This is a genomic window from Prosthecobacter algae (assembly GCF_039542385.1).
Taxonomy (GTDB): domain Bacteria; phylum Verrucomicrobiota; class Verrucomicrobiia; order Verrucomicrobiales; family Verrucomicrobiaceae; genus Prosthecobacter; species Prosthecobacter algae.
Genome location: NZ_BAABIA010000001.1, coordinates 308496 through 329515 on the forward strand (window position 1 = coordinate 308496; position 21020 = coordinate 329515).

Here is a 21020-nt window from a genome sequence, read left to right on the forward strand (position 1 = left end):
AATCAGTTCGCAGGAGGAGTGGCTGCAGGGGCGGCGGGAGCCGGAGCAGCAGGGGCCGGGGCGGCCGCCTGTTTCAGTTGGGTGGGGGAACCAGGGACGACCTGGGTGCTGACGCCTGCGGGTTTGCCCTTCAGGGTTTCGAGCGTTTTGGTGAAGATGACGGCCTTTTTGGCGGGATCGTTCAGGCCCATCTTGGCGACGAGCTCATTCTGCGCTTTGAGGATCTCTTCCTTGTTGGCGAGACGTTCAGGCGCACGAGGATCTTCAGCGCCTTGGGTGGCAAAGGAAGCCTGGATTACATAAAACAAAACGGCGAAGCTGGCGAATGCGCCAAGCACCCAAAGGAAGGTGGCTCCGGCTTTCGAGGATGTTGCAGTCGAAGACATGAAAGGGATCAGTTGATGACGTTGGCGGACTCGAGGAGGCGCGGGTCGCGGCAGGGGTAGAGGCTGTAACGGGAAAGGCTGCGGAGGAAGACGAAGCCCATGGTGCCGACAACGGCAAACAAGGCGACCACATCACCTACCCAGGCACCGTCCACCCACCAGCCGAGGCCGAGGGAAGGGCCGCGCTCTGGGATGACGTTCCAGTAGATGTCCACCAGATGCATGAAGAGAATCCAGAGGCAGATCAGACAGACGGCGACGGGGTTCTTCTTGCGGGGCTGGGAGAGAAGAAGGACGAAAGGACCGATGAAGTGGCCCACCACGATAAACATGGACACCCAGCGCCAGCCTTCCGTGTTACGGGTCAGGTAGAAGCGAGTTTCTTCAGTGATGTTGGCGTACCAGATGAGGAAATACTGGCTGAAGGCGATGTAAGCCCAGAACACCGTGAAGGCGAAGAGCAGCTTGCCCATGAGGTGGTAGTGTTCATCGGTGACGACCTGCTTCATGTAACCGAGGCTCTTGAGCCAAGTGACAAGGAGGATCGTAAGGGCCATGGAGGCCCAGGCGCAGCCGGCGAAGATGTAAACACCCCACATGGTGGAGAACCAGGAGTAGTCGAGGGTCATCAGCCAATCCACGGCCGCGAAGGTGACCGTCAGAGCGTAGAAGAGGAGCCAGCGGCAGGAGAACGTGCGGGATTTGATGGTGTGAGTGATGTCACCATCTTGATCCTGCATGACTGACTTCTTGCGCAGGGTGCGGGCGATGTGCCAGAGAATGAAGAAGTAGAAGGCGAAGCGGAAATACCAGGCATCGATGTTCAGATAACCATACTTCTCGACCAGGATGTGGAGATGTGGGTTGCTGAGGGAATTGTGATGAAGCTGCTCCTTGATATTGTGAGGAGCGTGATGCTCTTCGCCTTCTTCATGGGCAGGGGCAGCGGCGGTTTCAGCGTGTTTGTCTGCACCAGCGTGCTCCGAAGCCACAAGCTGGGTCTTGGCTTCACGGTGATGGTTCATCCACTCGTATAGATGCGTCTGCACCTGAGGGAAGAGGAGGGGGATGCCCAAAAAAGCGAGCGGGAGAACCATGTTGGCCATTTGCTCCCAAAGACGACGAACGGCCACGCCCCAGCCGGAGTTGGAGGCGCTGTGGAGGAGGATCCAGAAGCAGCCGCCGCAGACGAAAGTAAAAGCAAAGAAGAAGGCGAACAGCCAGCTATATGCAAAAACATCCGGCTTGGCGAAAAACATGTAGGCAGAGCCTGCGATGCCCAGCAAGCCAGCAGCCCCGAAGGCGCTGATGAGCTTGCCGCCTTTGGCGGTTTCGAATTTCTCACCGCCCGGAGGCAGGTCGTTGAATGTGACGTGGTGACTCATGCCTTGAAATGCCTGCTGTTACTGGACGGACACGTTGTTTTCCTTCACCGCCACCTGCATGGCGCGGATGTAGGCCACGATGGCCCAGCGATCTTGAACGGTGATGTTGCCGCCGTAGGGGCCCATCAGTCCTTTGCCGTTCGTGATAACATCGTAAATGGCACCGTCCGCACGGTAGGCACCCGCATTGGCTGGGTCGGTGCTGCCGTTTTGGTGCAGGTTGAAGGCGGTCATGATGCCGTACTTCGAGGTGACGCCCTTGCCGTTGCCGGAGGCACCGTGGCAGACGGCGCAATAGATGTTAAACTGGCGCTCACCGCGCTCCAGAAGGCCTTTGCTCAGGGTCACTTCCGCAGGGAGGCCGTCTCCGTAGTAGTCACCGATTTTGCCAGTGCTGTAATAGTCGAGTCCGTTGGCGAAACCATACTGCGGCGGCTTGAAATCAGGGGCGGAAGCAGGCTTGGCCGGGATTTCGAAACCGACTGGGACCGTGCCTTTGACAGGGCGGCGGGCACCGAGGCCATCAGCAAAGAAGTCGCTCTTGGCTTGATACTTCACTTTGGCCTGATGATCCATGTCTTGGAAGATTTCCAGGGGCGGCAATTCAGACTTGCTGCCACGTGTGCCAAAGGCAGCGACGACGATCGCGGCAACAAAGAGGTAGCTGAGGAAGAAATATTTCATGGAACGGGCTGGCGAGAGACGCCTGATCTGAGCTTGTGAAAAATTTCACAAGCATGCGAAGATTAAAAACTCACAGTCACATTGCAAGGACGATTTCGATTTTCTCAGGCCCGAAAATCGAAGCTCCAGGCAGTTTTACCGCACAATGAGCTTGAAAGCGGCCTGTCCCTGCTGGTCTTCCGAATTTGAGACCAAGAGCTGGCCAAGGTGATGGCCTGTTTTCCAGGGAGCCCCGTTGATGGGTTTGGTCTGGAGGAGGTAGGCTCCCGTTCCGGCATTGCGGAAGGAGCTGATGCTGTTGCTGAAGGGGGCGACCTGCCCAGGAACTTCGAAGTGTTCCATGAGCGTGAAATGGTTTTTGTCTAGTTCGGTGACCGGCCAGCCGGCGCAAGTGACAATAACCAAGAGATTGGCCGGGTGGGTGTTGCCATTGGCCGCCATACCCTGGGAGGTCTGCACACTGACGCTCAGCGGGACGGTTTTGGGCAAGCAGTAAGGGACTGTTTCCACAGGCTCGGGCGTTGCGACGGCGGGGACTGAAGGGGGAGCAGATGCCACGGGTGGCGGAGGTGGCATGTTCTGGGGGGCTGGTTTGGAAACGGCTTTGACGGGAGGCTGGGCGGTGGGCTTGGGGCCTGGTTTCGCCTGGGGCTTGGAGGCTGGTTTGGCGATGGATTTTGGCGGGGCGACCTTCGTGCCGGGGGCTGGAGCGGGCTTTTTGTTGGCACCCGCAGGCTTCTTCGCCACCGGTTTCTTGAGGGTCGCTTTTTTGGCCATAACGCGGAATTTCTAAATTTCCGGTTAGGCTATGCGAAAAATGCCGGGGCTGTCGAGCCTCGTGTTGAGGCTGCCAGTCCCGTGAAAACGTGCTTCGAGGAGCCTTGAGACTGTTTTTAAAGGTCAGTCCGCCGGAGTGGCTGCGATGGCATCCACCACGCGGTCCATTTCGGCCTCGGTGTTGTAAAAATGCGGGCTGAAGCGCAGGTAAGGCTGGCCTGCGCGGTCGAAACGCAGTGAGGGGCTGATCTTTTGACGAGTAAGATGATCGTAGATCTTTGCGGCAGAGGGGCCGCTGCCTTCGGGGCGCCAGGCGGTGGTGATGCCGGAAGCATTTGGGCCGGAGGTGGGACCAAGAAAACGGAAGCCGAGGGGCTCCAGGTGCTCAACCAGGCGCGTTTTTAAGCGCAGAAGCTGGGCGCTGACGGCGGGAATGCCGTGCTCCAGCAGCAGTTCCAGACCGGCCTTCATGCCGAGGATGCCTGCGACATTGAGGACGCCGGGTTCATAACGACGGCCGCCTTTTTCAAAGGCGATGGTATCTTGAGCGATGAAATTTGGGCTCTGCACGTTCCAGGAGCCGAGCAAGGTGGGGCGCAGCCGCTCCTGCACCTCTTCGCGAACGTAAACGACGCCTGCAGCCATGGGGCCGAGCATCCATTTGTGGGAATCGGCGGAGAGGAAGTCCACGTAATCCACGCGGGTTTCGAAGGCTCCCAGGGTCTGGATTGCATCCAGACAAAAGAGCACGCCGCGTGCGCGCAGCATCTGGCCGATGGCATCAATCTGGATGCGGTAGCCGCTGAGGAAGTGGCAGGAGGCAAGGGCGACGAGCTTGGTCTTCGGGGTGAGCATGGACTCCACGAGTTCCGGGGTGATGGCTCCGGGAGCTTCGGGTTTCACCAGGCGCACCCCCACTCCCAGGCGCGTCAGGTCCGTCCAGGGATAAACATTGGCCGGGTAGTCGTCCTGATAGCACACCACCTCGTCTCCTGGCTGCCAGTCCAGACCGTTGGCGACGAGGCTCAGGCCCAGGGAGGTGGGCCCAAGGAGGGAGATTTCGCTTGCCTTGGCTCCGAGCATCTGGGCGGCGACGACGCGGGTCTCATTCACGGCGCGCCAGGCTTCGGGGAATTCCTGCATGCGCAGGCAGCTTTCCTCCAGATAGTCCTGCATCACCTTAGTGACCCGACGCGGCAGGATGGTGACACCCGCATGGGCTAGGAAGATGCTGTCGCAAGCAACGGGGAATTCGGCGAGGCGGGCGTCTTCGGAGGGAAAAAGGGACATGCCTGATTTACGTCTGGGAAGCGCGGCGGTGCAAGATGATGGCGTGGAGGCTGGGGCATTCCAGAATGACCAGGGGCAAGCGGCTAGAAAGTGAAAAAAACGGCAAAGAGACGACCAGAAGACGTGCAATGAGTTGAAAATGGCGATTTTTCAGGCCCAACGAGGGCTTTTCCCAGGCTACCTAACAGCAAACGCCAAATGTTTCCTTTGCTACACAGCCTCAGCGCGCTAGCATCGCCCTCCCATGAATTCTGAGGTCCAAAACTTGGTCGCGGCTGGCAAACTCGCCGCCGCAGACGGCGAAAAATTATCGAAACTCGAACCCGGCACCTTCTGCCTGCATAAAAGCTGGGGAGTCGGAAAGGTCGCTGAATGGGATCTGCTCGGAGATCGAATCATTCTGGATTTCGAAGGCAAACCAGGTCACGGGCTGAAGCTTTCCTTCGCCATCACCTCTTTGGAGATCCTGCCTGCTGAGCATTTGCTTTCCCGCCGTCACTCGGACCTCGACGGCTTGAAGGCTCTGGCCAAAGGCAAGGTGACGGAACTCATCGAGCTGGCCCTGAAATCCTCCGGCAGTTCGATGTCCCTGGATGATCTGGAGCGCCTGCTGAAGCCGCGCATCGTCTCTGAAGCCGAATACAAGAAGTGGTGGGAATCGGCGAAGAAGACCCTGAAGACGGCTCGCCATATCGTGGTGCCCTCCAAGCGCACCGAGCCTCTGGTGCTGCGTGACAGCGGTGAAAAGCCCGGTGGCGTGATGGTGCAGAACTTCCTGGCCAAGCGTGACCTCAAAGGCAAGCTGGGTGTGCTGGCCCTGATCCAGAAAGATTTGGACCTGTTTGAACAAGCCGGCACGGAACTGGTGCCTGTGTTCCAGGACATTTCTGACACGGTGCGTAAGGCCTGGAAGCTGCATCTCAAGGACAGCCTGCAACTGCTTCTGGCCCGCGATGAGCTGATTGATGCCATCGAAGGTGCTTCGGCCCCGATGGGCTCGATGAAGGTGGCAGACCTCGTTTGTGAAGCGCGCCCGCTTCTGGCAGAAAACATCGGTGGACTTCCCGTCAGCCAGCTTGGCCGCATGTACCGCGCTTTCCCTGATGCTTTCCCTGAGCGTGTCTGGGTGCCTGAAATCCTCAACCACCTCACTCGCACCGGTGGCCGCGCCGTGGCTGAAATCGCCGTGGTCCTGGATACCAATGGTGAGTTGGAAGTGCTTTCCGAGTTCCTCAAAAAGTCTGTGCGTAACCGTACGCTGAGCGCGGATCTGCTGATCTGGATTTGCAAAGAGCGCAAGGGCCTGGCCCAGTCTGTGTTCAGCATTGACCTGGGTAACGCCATCCTGGACGCCGTGGAAGATGACCATGTGCAGGGCGGGCCAAAACGCACGGGCCGACTCAGCGACCAGCTTTCCGATGACAAGACCCTGATCCATGAGCTGGTGGTGGACACGGATGACGAGTCCCTGCGTAACTTTGCCAAGCGTTTGATCAACAGCTCGGTGCTGGATGAACTGACCCGTCGCTCCTTGCTGGCGCGTGTGATCAAGTCTCGCCCAGAAATGGAAGCCCTGATGAACGAAAACGCGGAGTCCCGTGAGGACAACCGCCTCATCGTTTCCTGGGACAGCCTGGAGAAGAAGAAGGCCGAACTGGATGAACTGGCCAACGTTAAGATCCCTCACAATAAGAACGAGATCCAGATCGCCCGTGATGAAGGTGACCTTCGTGAAAACGGCGGCTACAAGGCTGCCCGCGAGCAGCAGGCCGTGCTAAACCGCATGAAGGACCAGTTGGAGCGCGAAATCAGCCTTTCCCGTGGTACCGACTTTGCCAATGTGAACACGGACAAAGTGGGCATCGGCACGGTGGTGGATTTCCAGGACGTGGCGACGGGTGAAAATGAAACTTACACCATCCTGGGCGCCTGGGACGGTGATCTGGATCAGAACATCGTGTCTTACCTTTCGGACATCGCCAAGGTTCTCATCGGCATGGCTCCTGGCGACGAGGCCGACATTCCGACCGAAGACGGCACCGGTCGCAAGGTCAAGGTACTGGCCATCCGGGCGTTCAATCCTGGGGCTTAATCCTCTCGACCTGACTTAGCTTGATGAAGAGGCGATGCGAAAGCATCGCCTCTTTTGCGTCAGGCGTATGTCATGTATCATGGATGACTCGCCGCCAGATTCACCGCCTCTCCGTCACCGCATCGAAGAAGCTTATTTGCACGAACTGCGCTCTGAGGGCCGGGCTCCGCTTTCAGTTTTCCGTTTTTGCCAGACTTTGGGCATCACGGAACGGGAGTTTTTCTCTGAATATGCTTCGCTAGAAGCTGTGGAACGACACTGGTGGAAGGGCATGCTGGAGCATGTGATTGCCTCTGTCGAGAGCGGGCCCGAGTGGGCAGGATTCAGCGCTCGGCAACGCACTTTGGCCTTTCTATTTGCCTTTTTGGAGGCCTCGTTGGATCACCGCAGCCTCTTCTTGCTGCGGCATGGATTGACCTCGCCGATGAAGCCCGTTCCTGAGTGGTCGGCTTTGGAAGATCGCTTTGATGTCTTTGCGCAGTCTTTGTTGCAGCATGGTCGGGCCCAGGGGGAAATCGTCAATCGTGGCCCGTTGACGGCGGCCTATCCAAAGGCGCTGCGGCTGCTGCTGCGCAGTGTGGTGGCTTTTCACCTGAAGGATGATAGCCCGAAGTTTGAGCGCACGGATGCCTTTGTGGAAAAATCCGTGACGGTGCTGTTCGATCTTATTGGACGGCAGGCCCTGGATTCGGGTTTTGATCTCATGCGTTTTCTTTTGCCGGGGGCGATGAACCGCGCCTGATATGGCCGCCACCCCTTCCCAGGATAGCATCCGCAGCACGCCCCTGACCCGCATGGCGGATCTGGCGGGCACGGGGGCGCGTGTGGGGATGAATTACCTCAAGTATTACGGTCAGCGTGCCGTTACGCCACAGACGGCTCAACCAGCTTTGAGGGAAGAACTGGACGCGGTGAATGCCAAGGCGGTTTACGACTCCTTCAGTCGTCTCAAGGGCGGGCCGCTGAAGCTGGCGCAGATGCTCAGCATTGACCAAAATCTGCTGCCGCCCGCGTATGCCAGCCAGTTTGCCCAGGCCCAGTATTCAGCCCCACCTCTCTCATGGCCCCTCGTGCGGCGGACCTTGGAGCGAGAGTTTGGCCAGCCTGTGGAAGCCTTGTATGACACCTTTTCGCGTGAGGCAGCCCATGGGGCCTCCATCGGGCAGGTGCATGTGGCCACGCGGGCTGGGAAAAAATTGGCCGTGAAGGTGCAGTATCCAGGTGTGGCGGAATCCATGCGCAGTGACCTGCGCGTGGTGAAACCTGTGGCGCTCCAAATGTTCGGGCTGCGGGAGGAGGACATCGCGCACTACTTCACAGAAGTGGAAACGCGGTTGCTGGAGGAAACCGATTATGTAACGGAGCTGCGTCGTTCCCAGGAAATCGCGGCGGCCTGTGCGCCCCTAGAGCGGTTGCGATTTCCCACATTTTATCCAGATCGCTGTTCCAATCGGGTGCTGACGATGGACTGGATCGATGGGCTGACCTTGGACCGCTTTGCTGCCAGTGATGCCAGCCAAGAAAGTCGAAACGAAATCGGTCAGGCGCTTTGGGATTTTTATCAGCATCAGATTCACGTGCTGCACGTCTTCCACGCCGATCCGCATCCAGGGAACTTCCTGGTGGCCGATGGATTTTTGTATGTGCTGGATTTCGGCTGCACCCGGGCCATCACGCCTGAGTTTCATGCCCAGCAATTTGCCTTCCTGAACCCGGCCTTGCTGGAGTCTGACGCCAAGCTGGAGCAGTCCCTGCGGGACATGGACGTGCTGCTGCCGGGGGACAGTGCACCACAGCGAAAGAAGATCATGGATCTGGCGCGTGAATCCATCGAGGTGCTGACGCGGCCATTTCGCGCGGGTCGTTTTGATTTTGCCGATCCGGGTTTCATGCAAACGCTGTATGCCATGGGCGAGGCGAGTCGCCAGGATCGGGAGCTGCGGTCTCTCCGTGGGGCGCGTGGGCGGGCGGAGTCCGTGTATGTGAACCGGGCTTTCTTTGGCCTGTTCAGCCTGCTGCATCGGCTGGGGGCGGTGGTGAAGACGCAGTAGAAGTTTACTTCAACTTTGCCAAGGCTTCTTCGGCCAGCTTGCGGGCTTTGGGCTGGTTGAGTTTGGGGTTGCTGGCGGAGGTGAAGTCCGCTCGTGCTTTTTCTAAATTGCCGAGAGCAGCATGAGCGCGGCCACGGTTGTAGAGGATGTAGGCATCTGCGGGATCTAGGGCCTGGGCGGTATCAAAGGCGGCGATGGCTTCTGGAGCGTGGCCCAGGAGGAGCAGGGCGTCGCCATGGCGATTGTGCGCCTTGGCCTGGAAAGGCTGGTAGCTTTCGTGGGTGGAGGGCAGACACAGGGCCAGCACCCGCAACACCTGCTGGCAGTTCGTTGCCGCAGTTTCGACTTTCGGGCCTCCTGTGGTGGCCTCCTTGAGGTTTTCTTTGGCCTGTTCCAGCAGGAGTCCCAGAGGTTCGGCGGCATAGGCTCCGGGGCCTTGGGCTTCAGCTACGGAGAGCAGGGCATCGGCACATTCTTCGGCCATGCCTGCTTTGGCGAGATTCATGATCTGAGTCTGGCTGGGGATGACGGGTGCCGTATTTGGCATGGCGGGGGCAGGGGCTGCAGAAGCCCCGGCGATGTAAATGTCATCTCCGATGAGACGGGAGTATTCAGCCGGGATCTGGCCTCCTTGGGAGCGTTCAAGCACGCCTGCGCGGGTGCGTTTGAAGACTTGCTCAATGGTTAGGCCGGGTGTGCTGAGATGCTTCAGCCATTCTTCGGTGTAGAGGCCATGGGTGCCATCTCCATCCAGGGCCGTTTGACCGGCATCGGTGGCAAAGGCGATGAGGGAGCCCGCAGGCGGTTTCATTTCATTCAGTCCCCCCGGAGCGGCGGCATCGCGGGTGCGCCCGGTTCGGCTGAGGGCGGTGGTGCGGCAGGCATCCAGGATGACGAGATTGCAGCGCGCGCCAGCGGTGCTCATGTCCGCCACGGCCTGCTCCACATTGAACAGGCGGGTTTCAGCCAGCAGACGCAGGGTGATGTCATCCGCGCCTTCAGGGCTGTAGCCGGACTTTAAAGGGATGAGGTAATTGGAACCTGCCACGGCGATGCCATGCCCGGCAAAGTAAAACAGGGCCACCTCAGCCCCGGCCAAAGTGCTGCGAAATTCGAGCACCGCTTTGAGCAATTGGTCGCGGGTGACATTGTGTTTTTCAATGACCGCAAAACCAAGTTCACGAAGAGTTTTGGCCACGGCCTTCGCGTCATTCGAGGTGTTGCGCAGGGGGCCCACCAGGGGTTCATAGCGGGCATTGCCGATGACCAGGGCCGTGCGTCTATTGGCCTCGGTGGCCGCCTGCAAATTCAGGGATAACAGGCAGAGGCCCAAAAAAAGGTGGATGCAGAGATTCATGCAGGGGGAGGGCATGGCTGCCATTGCAAGCCAGAGTCCGGCACAGTATGAGACAGGCACGCACGGCGGCAAGCCCCAACGTTTTTCCATTCCATGCATCCCGCTTCTGTTTTGCTCTCGCTGTGTTTTCTGACTCTGGTTTCTTGCCAAACGGCGGTCCCTCAATCAGCGGCTCCGGCACTGGTGCCGGGAAATGCGAATGCACCCTCACAAATCACGCCGACGGAGGCCCTGGCGATTGCGGAGCGTTACAGCACCCACCCTTGGCGGCCCTTTGCCCGCAATATTTTGCATGGGGAAGATGGTGCTGGGGTGGTGGTCAATACCCCTGATATTAGCCTGAAAGATCCTCCTGAGAGAGCCGGTTGGTGGCTGCCGGGAGAGGTGAACCGGGGCATACCATACAAGTGGGGTGGCTTTGATGAGCCGGTCGCCTTTGACCGTGCCATTGCTGAGGGGGCTGCAGGTGGGGATGTCTCCTCACCTGCCAAACGCAGGGCCGACAATGCGGCTGTCAGCGCAGCGGCGGCGGGGGTGGATTGCTCCGGGTTTGTCTCCCGCTGCCTGAAATTGCCGACGGTGCATGACACATCCCAGTTGCCCTCGGTCTGCTACCCGCTGGAGGCAGCGAACCTGCGTCCTGGAGATCTGCTGAACATTCCCAAAAAACACGTGGTGCTCTGTGCGGGATGGGCCCGACCTGACAAGAGCTGGATCTACTATTATGAAACCGGGGGCAGCCCAGACTACTGGAAACCTGGGCTGAAGGAGGCACCTCTGGCGGCGATGCTGGCCCTGGGATACCAGCCTCTGCGTTATCGCGGCATGGCCTATGAGCCGACCACTTCAGGCAAGGAGGTGCTGACGCGATCCATCCGCACGCGGGTGGCGACCGTGACAGAACCGACGGTGGGTGAACCCTGAGATGGAGCGCAGGCTTGCGAGGGGTGGGGCTGCTCGGCATGATGGACGGCATCTATGACTTCTGCCATTATCGTTGCCGCCGGTAGCAGCCGCCGGATGGGATTTAACAAGCTGCTGGCCCCGCTAGCGGGCGTGCCGGTGTTGCATCGTACGTTAGGCCAGTTTCAGACCTGTGCGGAGGTGGGGGAAATCCTTGTCGTCGCAGGGGACGAAGTGCGGGCCGTCGTGGAAACGTGGCGGGCAGATTTTCCCAAGCTGGTGGCCATACTCCCTGGTGGAGCGGAACGGCATCTTTCCGTCTGGGCTGGGCTGCAGGCCTGTGCGGCGGTCAGTGACGTGGTGGCGGTGCATGATGGGGCGCGGCCCTTGATTCAACCGGAGCAAATCACCCGCTGCATCGAGGCGGCGCGCAGTCTGGCCGCCGTGGCCTGTGCACGACCGATGACGGAGACGATCAAACGGGTGGATGCGGCGGGCCGCATCACGGAATCTCTGGACCGCACGGGCGTGTGGGTGATGGAGACACCGCAGGTATTCCAGCGTGATCTGCTGGTGCGGGCTTATGAAGCGGTGATTCGTGATGCTGCCCTGGTGACGGATGAAGTTTCCGCCGTGCAGCATGTGGGCGAGGTAGTCTCCGTGGTGGAAAACACCTCGCCCAATCCTAAGATCACCTTTCCGGCAGATTTGACCCTGGCGGAAAGGTTTCTGTGAGGCGCGGTCAGATCTCGGTGCCGGGGCGATACTGGCGTTTCACCAAGGCATTGGCTGCCTCGCTGTTGGTGATCTTCAGGGCTGGGGCATCCCACTTGAGGTCTTCATTGGGGAAGGCGCTGGCGAGACATCCCAGCAGCACTGCTTCGGTGAGCGGCCCGGCGTAGTCGAAGTTGGCTGAGGGTTTCTGGCTGCCACCTTTGAGGCAACAGTCGATGAAGTCGGCCCAGTGGTCGCGAGGCTCCAGCTTCGGATATTTGAAGCCGGTGAACTTGTCGCGAGGGTAGAGCAGCGGGGTGCTGGTGTGGGGGGAAAGAAGGACTCCTTCGGTGCCGATGTAGATGCTACCCTGGCCTGGGAATTTGGCGGGATCTGCCAGCGCCATGACCTCGGCAGGCGGGCGGGCATTGCCATCGTACCAAGTGACTTTGACGGTGTCGGCGGCGGTGTGGGCGGTGCCTTTGAAGGTGTATTCCACCACGGCATCAATGGCCCAGTTGGTGGCATTGAGCGGAGCGGGACCTTTAGATTTCACACCGATAGGAGCGGCGAGATCCAGCGCGCGGAACCAGCCGCTGAACATGTGGCAGCCCATGTCACCGAGGGTGCCGGTGCCAAAGTCGCGGCGTTTGCGCCATTGGCCGGGGTGGTAATAACCTTCGATGTAGGGGCGGTCGGTAGCGGTGCCCAGCCACTTCTGCCAGTCGAACTGAGCTGGCACGGGATCGGACTTCTGGGGCACGGGATCCATGTCGCCCCAGAACTTGTTGGAGAAGGTGTGCACTTCTTTGACCTTGCCGATGGTGCCCTGCTGGATGATGGCCACGGCGAGTCGCTCCGTGAAGGACGAGGAAACCTGGATGCCCATCTGCGTCATCACGCCGGTTTCACGAGCCTTGAGCATGAGCTTGCGGCATTCATGCAGGTTTTGCGCCAGGGGTTTCTGTCCATAAACATGCTTGCCGAGTTCCATGGCCTTCAGCCCCATTGGGCCGTGCATGTGATCGGGAGTGGAGACGTTGACGGAGTCAATATTGCCAGCTTCCTTTTCCAGCATCTCCTGCCAGTCCTGGTAACACTTGGCGTTAGGCCATTTTTTCTTGATCTGGTCAAACTTGCGCGTGTCCACATCGCACACGGCGGCCAGTTCCCAGAGGGGGTGGTTGGACATGGCGGTCATGTCCGCCATGGACATGCCTGCAGCTCCAAAGGCGGCGTGGCGCAGCTTGCCGTTCGGGGAGGCGGCACGCATGCCGGTGGTGATAAACGGTGCGGCAAACAGAGTGCCGGTGGCCTGGGTGAGGAAGCGGCGGCGGGTGAGGCTGGCAGAGAGTGGCGGTGTCATGTCGGTAAGAGGCTTTACGGGCATTCAGGGTCTGATCTTCAGCACAAAAAAGGCCGGATCTCTGGGGAAGAGATCCGGCCTGCTTAATCAAGGGTGGTGCGGGTTACTCAGTCTTCTTTTTCTTGAAGGCGAGGATGCCGAACAGAACCAGGAGTGCCCCCATGCCGACCATGATGTAGGTCTGCACATTGGACTCCTCCGCAGGCGGTGCGTAAACCGGGGCTGCGACAGGTGCCTGAACCTGTGGGGCAGGGGCGACTGCGGGGCGCTGCTGAACAGCAGGATTCGTGGCTGGGACTGCTGCAGGAGCTACAGCAGGTGTGGTGACTGGAACGGCGGCTGCGCCTGGAGCGGGTGCCGCGCCTGGGGCGGCCATGGCGGGTGCGGCAGCAGGGACGGTAGCTGGAGCGGCAGTACCTGGAGCTGCGGCTGGCTGACCGCCATTGCTGGCTGCGAGAATGCGGGCCACACGATCATCCACGGAAGAGGATGTCTGACCCGTGACAGCGGAGGAACCACTGACTGGTGCAGGGCCGGAGCTGCCCTTGCGGACGAGTTCCCCATAAAGCTTCAGGAGCTGGGCCTTGAGATCGGCAACGATTTCGCGGTACTCGGTCACGTTGGAGAAACCCTGCACACGCTCGTAAGCGGCAGCACCACCAGCGTAATCGCCTTCGCCGATCTTACGGTAAACGGCGACGAAAGCTTCATTGCGGACTTTCATTTCCTCCAAGTTAGTGGCTTCCAACTTAGTCAGCTCGCCAACGACGACCTTTTGCGCCGCGAGGATGCTGGGGAGGTCATACTTGTAAGGTTCGATCCAGCGGACATTGGCGCGGCGCTGGGCATCGGACTGGGCGCGCCATTTGCCTTTTTCGTCATCAATGGCTGCCTTGGTACGCTGTTTATCGGTATCAGCGAGTTTTTTGAGACCATCTTCCCGCTGCTTCAGCAGAGCTGGCTGTTCCAGGGCCATTTTGGAAAGCTGAGCACCAAGCTTCTCCATGCAAATCTTGGCATCGGCAACGACGGCCGGATAATAGGTGGATGCCGTGTAAGGGGGGCGTGATTTGGAGAACTTGTCAAAGATGGTAAGAGCTTCCGTCCATTCGAATTTGGCCATCTGAGCCTTCATCTCTTCATGAAGCTTGTAGGCCTGGATGTTGTATTGCTCACCCTTGGCCTCACCTGCGTTCAGCCAGCGACCTTCCATCTTGAGTTCGCCGTTGGAGACGCGCTTTTTCTCTTCCTGGAGGGTCGTCGCGATACCTTCAGCTTCTTTGGCTTCGGGTGTGCCCTGGTATTTGTTGATGAAGGGGCGGACACGATCCTGGATAAGCTGCTCATACTTGTCGGCAGGAATAAGGTCCTCCGTAGGAATCAGCTTTTTGAGCTCGATCAGTTCCACTTCCTGAGGGGTCTGTTTGATGACCTGCTGAATCTCGGTCATCTGGAAGTCTTTTTCGTCCCAGATTTTGGGGGTCAGGCGGTACTTCATCCGAATAGCCGTCGGGCTTTCGTTCAGGATGTTGCCTTCGACTTTGGTGCCGTTTTTGAGGATCAAGATGTCAGCTTGGAGGAGGGACGTGCCGCAAAGGAACGCCAGCATGGCGATGCGGGATCGGCTAAGTTTCATGGCTCAGTGTGGGAAGTGGGGTATGAAGTGCAGGACGGGAAATCCCCGCCGAATTTGTGAATTAAATCTGGATTCGTTTCCTGAGTAAAGAGTGAATCCTCTCCATTTGGCCTTAAAGTGCAGGCTGTAGCGATTGCCAGTGCCGTTTTGGGGATGGTCAGCCGCGCAGCCACTCCTCGCGGTGACGGGCCACAAAGGCATCATCGTTCAAGTGTGGGTACGCGGCATAAACACGGTCGATTTCCTCAAATTGGCCCGGACTGAGGGTTTCTTTTTCGTCCAGGCACCAAAGACCTTCCAAGAGGCCCTGGCGGCGCAGCACTTCGTGCAGGCCGGCGATGCATCCGCGAAAGCCGTTGGCGGCATCGAAGAAGGCCGCGTTACTGTCGGTCACTTCCTGTCCGAGCTGGAGTAGGGCTGGTGAGGCGGGCTCCATCTTGCAGCGGTCGAGCAGTCCCACAGCCTTGTGCGCCCAGACCGACCAGTGTCCCAGCAGCCCGCCGACGATGCGTCTTTCTTGCCCGTTGATTTTAAAGGGAGTGATGAGGTCGGCGACGATGTTGTCATCATTGCCAGTGTAGAGGGCGATGTCATCCCGGCCAGCCTCCACAACGGCACGGACGACATCGAAGGTCTGGTACCGGTTGAAAGGGGCGATTTTGATGGCGACGACATTTTCAATCTCCGCAAATCGGCGCCAAAAAGAGTAGGACAGCACGCGGCCTCCGACACAGGGCTGAAGGTAAAAGCCAATCACCGGAATCTCCTGGGAGACGGCGCGGCAGTGGGCGATCAGGGCGTCCTCCGTGCTGTGGCTGAGGGCGGCCAGGCTAAGCAGGCCCGCGTGATAGCCCAGTTCCCGCAAGAGGACTGCCTCACCCACGGCCTGGGCCGTTTGTCCGCAGATGCCTGCGATCCTCACTAGAGGTCGGGAGCAGCGGTCCATCTCTTCGGCGGCCAGTGTGAGGACAGGTTTGAAGAGTCCGACCGCAGGGTCTCGTATGGCAAACTGGGTGGTGTGTACGCCGACGGCCAGCCCGCCTACGCCTGCTGCCAAATAGTAGCGGGTGAGGGCGCGCTGGCGTCGCTCATCAAGCTTTCGTTGGGGATTGAGCGCCAGGGGGTGGGCTGGAATGGCCAGGCCCTGCCGCAAAAGGTGGCGGAGGTCAGAATTTTCCATCGCGTGTTTCAAAGTGAGTGGGTTTCCCCAGCGAGGCCCCGCCCTGGCGTACCCATTCGGCCGTGGCGGAGATCATTTCCTCCATCGTAACCGTGGGCGGGCCAAACCAGTCGTAGGACAGGGAGGCATCGAAGAGCCAGGCGGTGGTGCCCTCCTGGCCGATGATGGTTGGTTCGCGGCCCAGAAGTCGGCCAAATTGCTCCGCCAGATGGCGAATGGATACGCGCTCTAGGCCAGTGACATTGAGGGCACAGGGCGGGCAGGAGGTGCGGGAAAGGCACTGGATTGCCCGGGCATTTGCATCCCCCTGCCAGATGACATTGGCATAGCCCATGGTGACGTCCACAGGTAGGCCTTGAGCCACTTTCTGGGCGACGTCATGAAGCACGCCGTAGCGCAGATCAATCGCGTAGCTGAGCCGGAACATCAGGGCTGGAGTGCCGTTTTTGTTGGAAAAGTGGGTGAAGATGCGTTCCCGACCGACGCAGGAGTTCGCGTAGTCCCCAGGGGGATCCAGGGGATCTCCTTCGCGCGAGCCGGTGCCTGCCACGGTGGACAGGGGGTAAACACAGGCCGTGGAGAAGACAACGATGCGGGAGCGGGCAAAACGCTCGGCCACGATGGCGGGAACGAGGGTATTCATCACCCAGGTCAGTTCCGGGGCATCCTGGGTGCCGAATTTTTGTCCGGCCATAAAAATGATATTGGGCACCTCCGGCAGGGCCTGGACGGAGGCACGGTCCAGGAGGTCGCAGGCGAGGGTTTGGACGCCATGCTGCTGGAGCTCGGCCACTGCGGTCGGGGTGGAGAACCTGGAGACGGCCAAAACTTGGCGCTCTTTTTGACCCAGAGCATCCAGCCCGCGACGGATCATGCGGGCGAGGGAAGGGCCCATTTTACCACCTGCGCCTAGGACCATGAAATCGCCCTCCAAATCGCGTAAAGTCTCCAGGACACCGGGCGTCGGCTGGCTGAGCTGGTCTTCAAGGTCGGCGTGGTTCAGCAGTGGCTTCATGGTGAATGTATCCAGATACAGCAGGCGGGCATGCTTTGTGCATGTTATTGTCACCACTATGCACGCGAAAAAAAGTGAGATTCCTTCTTGCCAGATCGCTGCCGAATTTGATAACTCTCTTTGACCGCATGAAAAATCGCATCGCCCTCACCATTCTCGCCGCCCTGACGCTCTGCGGCGTCGCCGTCGCCGACATCCAGTCGCCTCCTGGACATCACTATAACTGGAGCCGCAAACTGAGCCGTGGCGTTGGCAACGTCCTCTACGGATGGACCGAGCCTTTCAATGTCTGGCAGCGCACGGTTGAGACCGATGGTGCCCATGCCGCTTTTGCCGACTTCTTCATTGAAGGTGTGAAGCGCATCACCGTCCGCGCCGGTTACGGTGTGTATGAAATGGCCACTTTCCCGCTGCCATCCTGGAAGCTGACCTATCGTCCGCCTTACTACCGCAAGGCTCAGATCGATCCATGGTGGGGCTACACGGAGTTCTCTCCACAGATGGGCTTTGTGTCCCAGTCTGATTACAGCCGCACTCAGGGCTGGTAATTGATTTAGGAGTAACCTTTGAGAGCGCAGGCTGAAAAGCCTGCGCTTTTTTATGTCTGGATCACCGCCTGGAGGGGGCGATGCCCAGAGTGGAAATGGGTCCTGGTAAAAGGCTGCCCATGCAGTCTGCAGTTGCTTATCTAGCCCTGTTTGATCCGATGCTGGATCTGCCGCAGCACATACAGGCAGGCCAGAACGGCGGAGGTCATTTGGACCAGGACGGTGGCAAGAGCGATGCCCGCGGCCCCCATACTGCGCATGAACAGCCAGTTCAGCCCGGCATTTCCAATCAGGCCGATGACGGAGATCCAGATGATGAAGTGGGTGGCTTGCATGGCCACCACCACTCGGGAAGCGAGGCTGCCGACGATGTAAAAGGGGATCTGCAAGGCGGCGAAACGCAGCACTTCGGCCACCCGCTGGGTGTCCACGGCGGTGAAGGAGCCACGTTCAAACAGCAGGCTGATGACCCAGGGGGCGAGCCAGCAGAGCATGAGCACCGCAGGCAGCGCCAGGGCCAAAATTGCCCCGGCACTGGTGATGAGCTGGTGCTTCACCCCCTGCCAGTCGCGGCGTGCCACCTTGTCCGCAAAATAGGGGAACAGCACATCGCAGGAGGGGGCCACGGTGACGGCCAGAATGATGCCGCAGACTTTTTCCGTGTAGCCCAATACGGCGACACTGCCTGGAGACAACCAGGCGGCCATGGTTTGATCCACCACCACGGAGCTGCTGAAAATGCCACCAGCAAAGAGAAAGTGGGCGGTGTGGCGGAGCACCCTGGCCAGTCTGGGTTCCCACAGTCGCAGGCAATGCAGCCAAAAACGTCTCTGCCAGGGCAACTGACGGGCCACGGTGATGAGCAGCCAGCCCAGATGGAGCATGGAGCCTATGACAGTGCCGGTGACCAGTGTGGAGACATCGGCCGCGCTGCCGGCGTAGAGCAGCAGGCTGATGATGGTCAGCGGCACCAGGGTGGGGGCGCTGGTGGCGATGATGAAGTGTTTGTCCGCCCGCAGCCAGGCAGAAAGCTGGTAGCTCATGCCAAAGAACACCATGAACGGCAGCAGCTGGCGGAGCAGCCCCACGGCAAGCGCCTGCTTTTCAGGATTGAATCCCCGGGTGGCCCAACTGATGAAGTAGGGGGCCACGAAGTACACAGCCACGGCCAGGAGCAGGAGGCTCAAAGCATGGAGGCAGGAGCCCTGGACCGCCAGACGCAGCGCGCGCCGTTTCGTCCGCAGATGAGAAATCTCCGAATATACGGGAAGAAAAGATTCTGGCAGCCCGCCGCCAATGAGGGCGGCGAGAAAGGTGAGAAGGCCAAAGGAAACCAGGAAGGCATCCAGGGCATCTCCGGTGCCGAACTGCCGGGCGACGGCAGCATCCTTTAAAAAGGAGACGGCCTTGGAGCCGACCGTGAGCATGGCAACCAGCAGAAAGCCGGAAACAATTCGAGAACCTGCCCCCTGTTGAAGCAGGGAAGAGATACGGGATCTGAGCTGAGAGAGAGAAGGCAAGCGCGGTACGATAAACACACGCGGCAAGAGCCGATACTAAAAATCCAGATAGATCTCTGCCCGGCGGTTTTTTGACCGGCCTTCTGGGTCATCGGTGCCATCGGCCTTCTGGTTAGGCCCAAGAGGCTGGGCCTTGCCCATGCCGGTGGTGACGATCTGGGCTGCGGCGACACCTAGCCCTGCGAGCCGTTTTTTCACGGATTCAGCGCGGGCCTGGGAGAGGGCGAGGTTGTAGTTGTCGGTACCTTTGGCATCCGTATGGCCGGCGATCTGAAGCTTTTTGGAAGGATCTGAATTCAGCAGGCCAGCGACGATTTCGAGCTGCTTGAGGGCGCGGGGATGCAGCTCGGACTGGTCATATTCAAAATAAAGGGCCAGGGATTCACCGCCTTTAGGGTTGCTGACGATGGGGGTGTAAGGGACGCCCATCTTGGCAGCGGAGGAGGCAAAGGAACTGAGGATTTCGGACAGGTTCAGCCCCACCACTTTCCAGGGCTGGTCCACGCCGCTGCGCTGCATTTCGAGGCCAAATTCGGTGGACTGCTGCAGCTTCTGGGACTGCACCTGGGCGATGACCCAGGAGACTTCTGGATTGGCCACGGTGATGATCAGAGGTTTGGTCGGCTTGAACTCATAGGCACCTTCTTCAAAGACGATGCAGAGTCCGGCGAGGCGTTCCGCTGGCACCTTCTTTTCATCCACAAACTTGCGGGCGGCGATGAAATCATGTTTGAGCAGGGCACGCACAAAATCGCTGCCGAACGTGAGGGCATCGGGCATCTCTTCGACGGTGAACAGGGGTGCTTTGGCAGCGTTCGGCACAGCAGGGGACTTGGGAGCGCGGGCGGTACCACCCGCAGGTGCTGGGGCAGGCGAGACTGAGGCGGCCATGCTGGGTGCAGGTTCGGGGGTGGCGACCACGGCGCTGCCGAGTTCTTTGGGCAGTTGCAGGCGGGCGATCTTCCAGCCCATCTTATCATCTCGCTCCAGATCCAGTTGCAGGCGCATGGGTTCCTGGGACCCTGGGAGGGTCAATGGAATGGCCACACGAGTTTTGTTTTCGACGAGGCCGATGAGTTCCACGGCATCCTCCAAGCCCACTTTGGCGTGGAGGGATTTGGTCATGCGCTCAAAGACGGCAGCGGCGGCTTTCGCCTGGTCAGGATCTCCGGCGGCGGCGAGTTCGCCTGCCCGGGCAAAGTCACCGGCGGCGAGGCTGCGAACCATTTCCTTGCCCAGATCGAGCGGACGGGCAAAACCGAAGGTGGGCTTGGCCGTGACAACAGGGGCTGGCTTGGGAGCGGCTGGGGGAGGAGTGGGCGGTGTCTGCGGAGCCGCGGCAACCACGGTTTTAGCAGCCGGAGCAGCCTCGGCGGCGGCGTCTTTCTTCATGGAAGGCCGGGTGAAGACAAAAAAGACAACCACGCTTGCCACCAGGGCGAGCAGGACGATCACCACAGGCATGGCACCCCCTGCATGAGGATGTGATAAAACGCGGTGGGATGTCTTGGATGAAGGGGGACGCATGAGATGGAGCCTGGGAAACCGCAGCAGCTAAGATGCCACGCGATGCCCCCATCCTTCAAGGCGGATTTTTACCGGCCTTCAGTGTGGGCTAGTACGCAGGCTTCCTGTCTCGCCAGCGGGCCAGGCCGCGCCTTGGGCGATCCAGCGTTTGATCACCCGCGTTTCTTCCTGGGTCAGGCTTTCGCCCACAGGGGGCATGGCCTGTACGGCCGCATGGGCTGTGCCGATGCGGGTGATGAAGGGGCTGGCTTCAGGCTGCCCCGGGACGATGAAGCCCCGCAATGTTCCGGTGCGCAGGGCTTCCTCCCGGCTGGCCAGGCTGATCTTTCCTGGAAGTGCCTGGCGGTTGTGACAGGCGGCGCATTTGGCCTCAAGGATGGGTTTGATGTGGGCGACAAAGTTCACCTGGCCCGCCAATGCCTGGCGCAGGGTAGGCTCTGAGAGCACGTTGGTTCCCTGCGGACGGGTTTCGGATTCCTCAGGTGTGCCGCAACTTGTGAGGGCGAGCAGGGCCAGCCCAACCAACGATGAAATAAAGCGACTGTGCATAGCCCCCGGTTTATCACGGTCGCTACTGCGGGTCAATGCG

General features: G+C 59.6%; 19 protein-coding genes. 6 read left to right on the plus strand and 13 right to left on the minus strand.

The features are described 5' to 3' along the window. Positions 1-2: 2 nt before the first annotated feature. From ABEB25_RS01130 to ABEB25_RS01150, 5 genes are all read right to left on the minus strand, one after another. Positions 3-386, minus strand: a complete 384-nt coding sequence (locus ABEB25_RS01130) for a hypothetical protein (RefSeq protein ID WP_345734532.1) — start codon at positions 384-386, stop codon at positions 3-5. A gap of 8 nt (positions 387-394) precedes the next feature. Beyond that, positions 395-1771, minus strand: coding sequence for a hypothetical protein (locus tag ABEB25_RS01135; RefSeq protein ID WP_345734533.1), 1377 nt, complete (start codon positions 1769-1771; stop codon positions 395-397). A gap of 18 nt (positions 1772-1789) precedes the next feature. After that, positions 1790-2455 carry a c-type cytochrome gene (locus ABEB25_RS01140; protein ID WP_345734534.1) on the minus strand — a complete coding sequence of 222 codons (666 nt, stop codon included), beginning with the start codon at positions 2453-2455 and terminating at the stop codon, positions 1790-1792. A 135-nt stretch (positions 2456-2590) separates the two neighbouring features. Continuing rightward, complete coding sequence (locus tag ABEB25_RS01145; protein ID WP_345734535.1) at positions 2591-3232, minus strand: hypothetical protein; 642 nt, start codon at positions 3230-3232, stop codon at positions 2591-2593. Between the two features lie 123 nt (positions 3233-3355). Further along, positions 3356-4522, minus strand: a complete 1167-nt coding sequence (locus tag ABEB25_RS01150) for an aminotransferase class V-fold PLP-dependent enzyme (protein ID WP_345734536.1) — start codon at positions 4520-4522, stop codon at positions 3356-3358. A 244-nt stretch (positions 4523-4766) separates the two neighbouring features. Between ABEB25_RS01150 and ABEB25_RS01155 the strand changes: the two genes are divergently transcribed. The 3 genes from ABEB25_RS01155 (at position 4767) to ABEB25_RS01165 (ending at position 8665) form a co-directional block, all read left to right on the plus strand. Then, entirely contained in the window at positions 4767-6614 is a 1848-nt protein-coding gene (locus tag ABEB25_RS01155; protein WP_345734537.1) for a GreA/GreB family elongation factor, read from the plus strand. 79 nt (positions 6615-6693) lie between these two features. Then, positions 6694-7356: a hypothetical protein gene (locus ABEB25_RS01160; protein WP_345734538.1), complete on the plus strand. Its 663-nt coding sequence runs from the start codon at positions 6694-6696 to the stop codon at positions 7354-7356. A gap of 1 nt (position 7357) precedes the next feature. After that, positions 7358-8665 carry an ABC1 kinase family protein gene (locus ABEB25_RS01165; RefSeq protein ID WP_345734539.1) on the plus strand — a complete coding sequence of 436 codons (1308 nt, stop codon included), beginning with the start codon at positions 7358-7360 and terminating at the stop codon, positions 8663-8665. Between the two features lie 4 nt (positions 8666-8669). Here ABEB25_RS01165 and ABEB25_RS01170 read toward each other — a convergent pair whose 3' ends face one another. Beyond that, entirely contained in the window at positions 8670-10022 is a 1353-nt protein-coding gene (locus ABEB25_RS01170) for a caspase family protein (protein WP_345734540.1), read from the minus strand. Between the two features lie 93 nt (positions 10023-10115). Between ABEB25_RS01170 and ABEB25_RS01175 the strand changes: the two genes are divergently transcribed. Next, a complete protein-coding gene (locus tag ABEB25_RS01175; RefSeq protein WP_345734541.1) occupies positions 10116-10946 on the plus strand; it encodes an NlpC/P60 family protein in 831 nt (276 codons plus the stop codon). 54 nt (positions 10947-11000) lie between these two features. After that, positions 11001-11660: a 2-C-methyl-D-erythritol 4-phosphate cytidylyltransferase gene (gene ispD / locus ABEB25_RS01180; protein WP_345734542.1), complete on the plus strand. Its 660-nt coding sequence runs from the start codon at positions 11001-11003 to the stop codon at positions 11658-11660. A 7-nt stretch (positions 11661-11667) separates the two neighbouring features. On the opposite strand, the gene ABEB25_RS01185 is transcribed toward ispD, so the two are convergent. The 4 genes from ABEB25_RS01185 to ABEB25_RS01200 all read right to left on the minus strand — a co-directional run bounded on the left by ABEB25_RS01185 (position 11668) and on the right by ABEB25_RS01200 (position 16836). After that, entirely contained in the window at positions 11668-13005 is a 1338-nt protein-coding gene (locus tag ABEB25_RS01185) for a Gfo/Idh/MocA family protein (protein ID WP_345734543.1), read from the minus strand. 103 nt (positions 13006-13108) lie between these two features. Continuing rightward, positions 13109-14641, minus strand: a complete 1533-nt coding sequence (locus ABEB25_RS01190; RefSeq protein ID WP_345734544.1) for a PTPDL family protein — start codon at positions 14639-14641, stop codon at positions 13109-13111. A 157-nt stretch (positions 14642-14798) separates the two neighbouring features. After that, the gene (locus ABEB25_RS01195) at positions 14799-15821 is read right to left on the minus strand and encodes a dihydrodipicolinate synthase family protein (protein ID WP_345734545.1); all 1023 of its coding nucleotides are present in this window, start codon (positions 15819-15821) and stop codon (positions 14799-14801) included. Continuing rightward, complete coding sequence (locus ABEB25_RS01200; RefSeq protein ID WP_345734546.1) at positions 15808-16836, minus strand: NAD-dependent epimerase/dehydratase family protein; 1029 nt, start codon at positions 16834-16836, stop codon at positions 15808-15810. Before ABEB25_RS01200 ends, ABEB25_RS01195 begins: the two co-directional genes overlap by 14 nt. A gap of 128 nt (positions 16837-16964) precedes the next feature. On the opposite strand from ABEB25_RS01200, the gene ABEB25_RS01205 reads away from it, so the two are divergent. After that, positions 16965-17384, plus strand: coding sequence for an exosortase system-associated protein, TIGR04073 family (locus ABEB25_RS01205; protein WP_345734547.1), 420 nt, complete (start codon positions 16965-16967; stop codon positions 17382-17384). 140 nt (positions 17385-17524) lie between these two features. Here ABEB25_RS01205 and murJ read toward each other — a convergent pair whose 3' ends face one another. The 3 genes from murJ to ABEB25_RS01220 all read right to left on the minus strand — a co-directional run bounded on the left by murJ (position 17525) and on the right by ABEB25_RS01220 (position 20980). Then, positions 17525-18811 (minus strand): murein biosynthesis integral membrane protein MurJ, encoded by a 1287-nt coding sequence (gene murJ, locus ABEB25_RS01210; protein WP_345734548.1) that lies wholly within the window; start codon positions 18809-18811, stop codon positions 17525-17527. Positions 18812-18940: 129 nt separating this feature from the next. After that, positions 18941-20431, minus strand: a complete 1491-nt coding sequence (locus tag ABEB25_RS01215) for an OmpA family protein (protein WP_345734549.1) — start codon at positions 20429-20431, stop codon at positions 18941-18943. A gap of 78 nt (positions 20432-20509) precedes the next feature. Next, positions 20510-20980: a c-type cytochrome domain-containing protein gene (locus tag ABEB25_RS01220; protein WP_345734550.1), complete on the minus strand. Its 471-nt coding sequence runs from the start codon at positions 20978-20980 to the stop codon at positions 20510-20512. Positions 20981-21020 lie beyond the last annotated feature (40 nt).

Excerpts from the sequence above, each read along its gene's own strand:
- ABEB25_RS01170 (WP_345734540.1), bottom strand. The coding sequence starts at position 10,022 with ATGAATCTCTGCATCCACCTTTTTTTGGGCCTCTGCCTGTTATCCCTG.
- ABEB25_RS01155 (WP_345734537.1), top strand. The coding sequence starts at position 4,767 with ATGAATTCTGAGGTCCAAAACTTGGTCGCGGCTGGCAAACTCGCCGCC.
- ABEB25_RS01185 (WP_345734543.1), bottom strand. The coding sequence starts at position 13,005 with ATGACACCGCCACTCTCTGCCAGCCTCACCCGCCGCCGCTTCCTCACC.
- ABEB25_RS01195 (WP_345734545.1), bottom strand. The coding sequence starts at position 15,821 with ATGGAAAATTCTGACCTCCGCCACCTTTTGCGGCAGGGCCTGGCCATT.
- ABEB25_RS01175 (WP_345734541.1), top strand. The coding sequence starts at position 10,116 with ATGCATCCCGCTTCTGTTTTGCTCTCGCTGTGTTTTCTGACTCTGGTT.
- ABEB25_RS01220 (WP_345734550.1), bottom strand. The coding sequence starts at position 20,980 with ATGCACAGTCGCTTTATTTCATCGTTGGTTGGGCTGGCCCTGCTCGCC.
- ABEB25_RS01145 (WP_345734535.1), bottom strand. The coding sequence starts at position 3,232 with ATGGCCAAAAAAGCGACCCTCAAGAAACCGGTGGCGAAGAAGCCTGCG.
- murJ (WP_345734548.1), bottom strand. The coding sequence starts at position 18,811 with ATGCTCACGGTCGGCTCCAAGGCCGTCTCCTTTTTAAAGGATGCTGCC.
- ABEB25_RS01140 (WP_345734534.1), bottom strand. The coding sequence starts at position 2,455 with ATGAAATATTTCTTCCTCAGCTACCTCTTTGTTGCCGCGATCGTCGTC.
- ABEB25_RS01205 (WP_345734547.1), top strand. The coding sequence starts at position 16,965 with ATGAAAAATCGCATCGCCCTCACCATTCTCGCCGCCCTGACGCTCTGC.
- ABEB25_RS01200 (WP_345734546.1), bottom strand. The coding sequence starts at position 16,836 with ATGAAGCCACTGCTGAACCACGCCGACCTTGAAGACCAGCTCAGCCAG.
- ABEB25_RS01160 (WP_345734538.1), top strand. The coding sequence starts at position 6,694 with ATGGATGACTCGCCGCCAGATTCACCGCCTCTCCGTCACCGCATCGAA.
- ABEB25_RS01150 (WP_345734536.1), bottom strand. The coding sequence starts at position 4,522 with ATGTCCCTTTTTCCCTCCGAAGACGCCCGCCTCGCCGAATTCCCCGTT.
- ABEB25_RS01135 (WP_345734533.1), bottom strand. The coding sequence starts at position 1,771 with ATGAGTCACCACGTCACATTCAACGACCTGCCTCCGGGCGGTGAGAAA.
- ABEB25_RS01165 (WP_345734539.1), top strand. The coding sequence starts at position 7,358 with ATGGCCGCCACCCCTTCCCAGGATAGCATCCGCAGCACGCCCCTGACC.
- ispD (WP_345734542.1), top strand. The coding sequence starts at position 11,001 with ATGACTTCTGCCATTATCGTTGCCGCCGGTAGCAGCCGCCGGATGGGA.
- ABEB25_RS01130 (WP_345734532.1), bottom strand. The coding sequence starts at position 386 with ATGTCTTCGACTGCAACATCCTCGAAAGCCGGAGCCACCTTCCTTTGG.
- ABEB25_RS01190 (WP_345734544.1), bottom strand. The coding sequence starts at position 14,641 with ATGAAACTTAGCCGATCCCGCATCGCCATGCTGGCGTTCCTTTGCGGC.
- ABEB25_RS01215 (WP_345734549.1), bottom strand. The coding sequence starts at position 20,431 with ATGCGTCCCCCTTCATCCAAGACATCCCACCGCGTTTTATCACATCCT.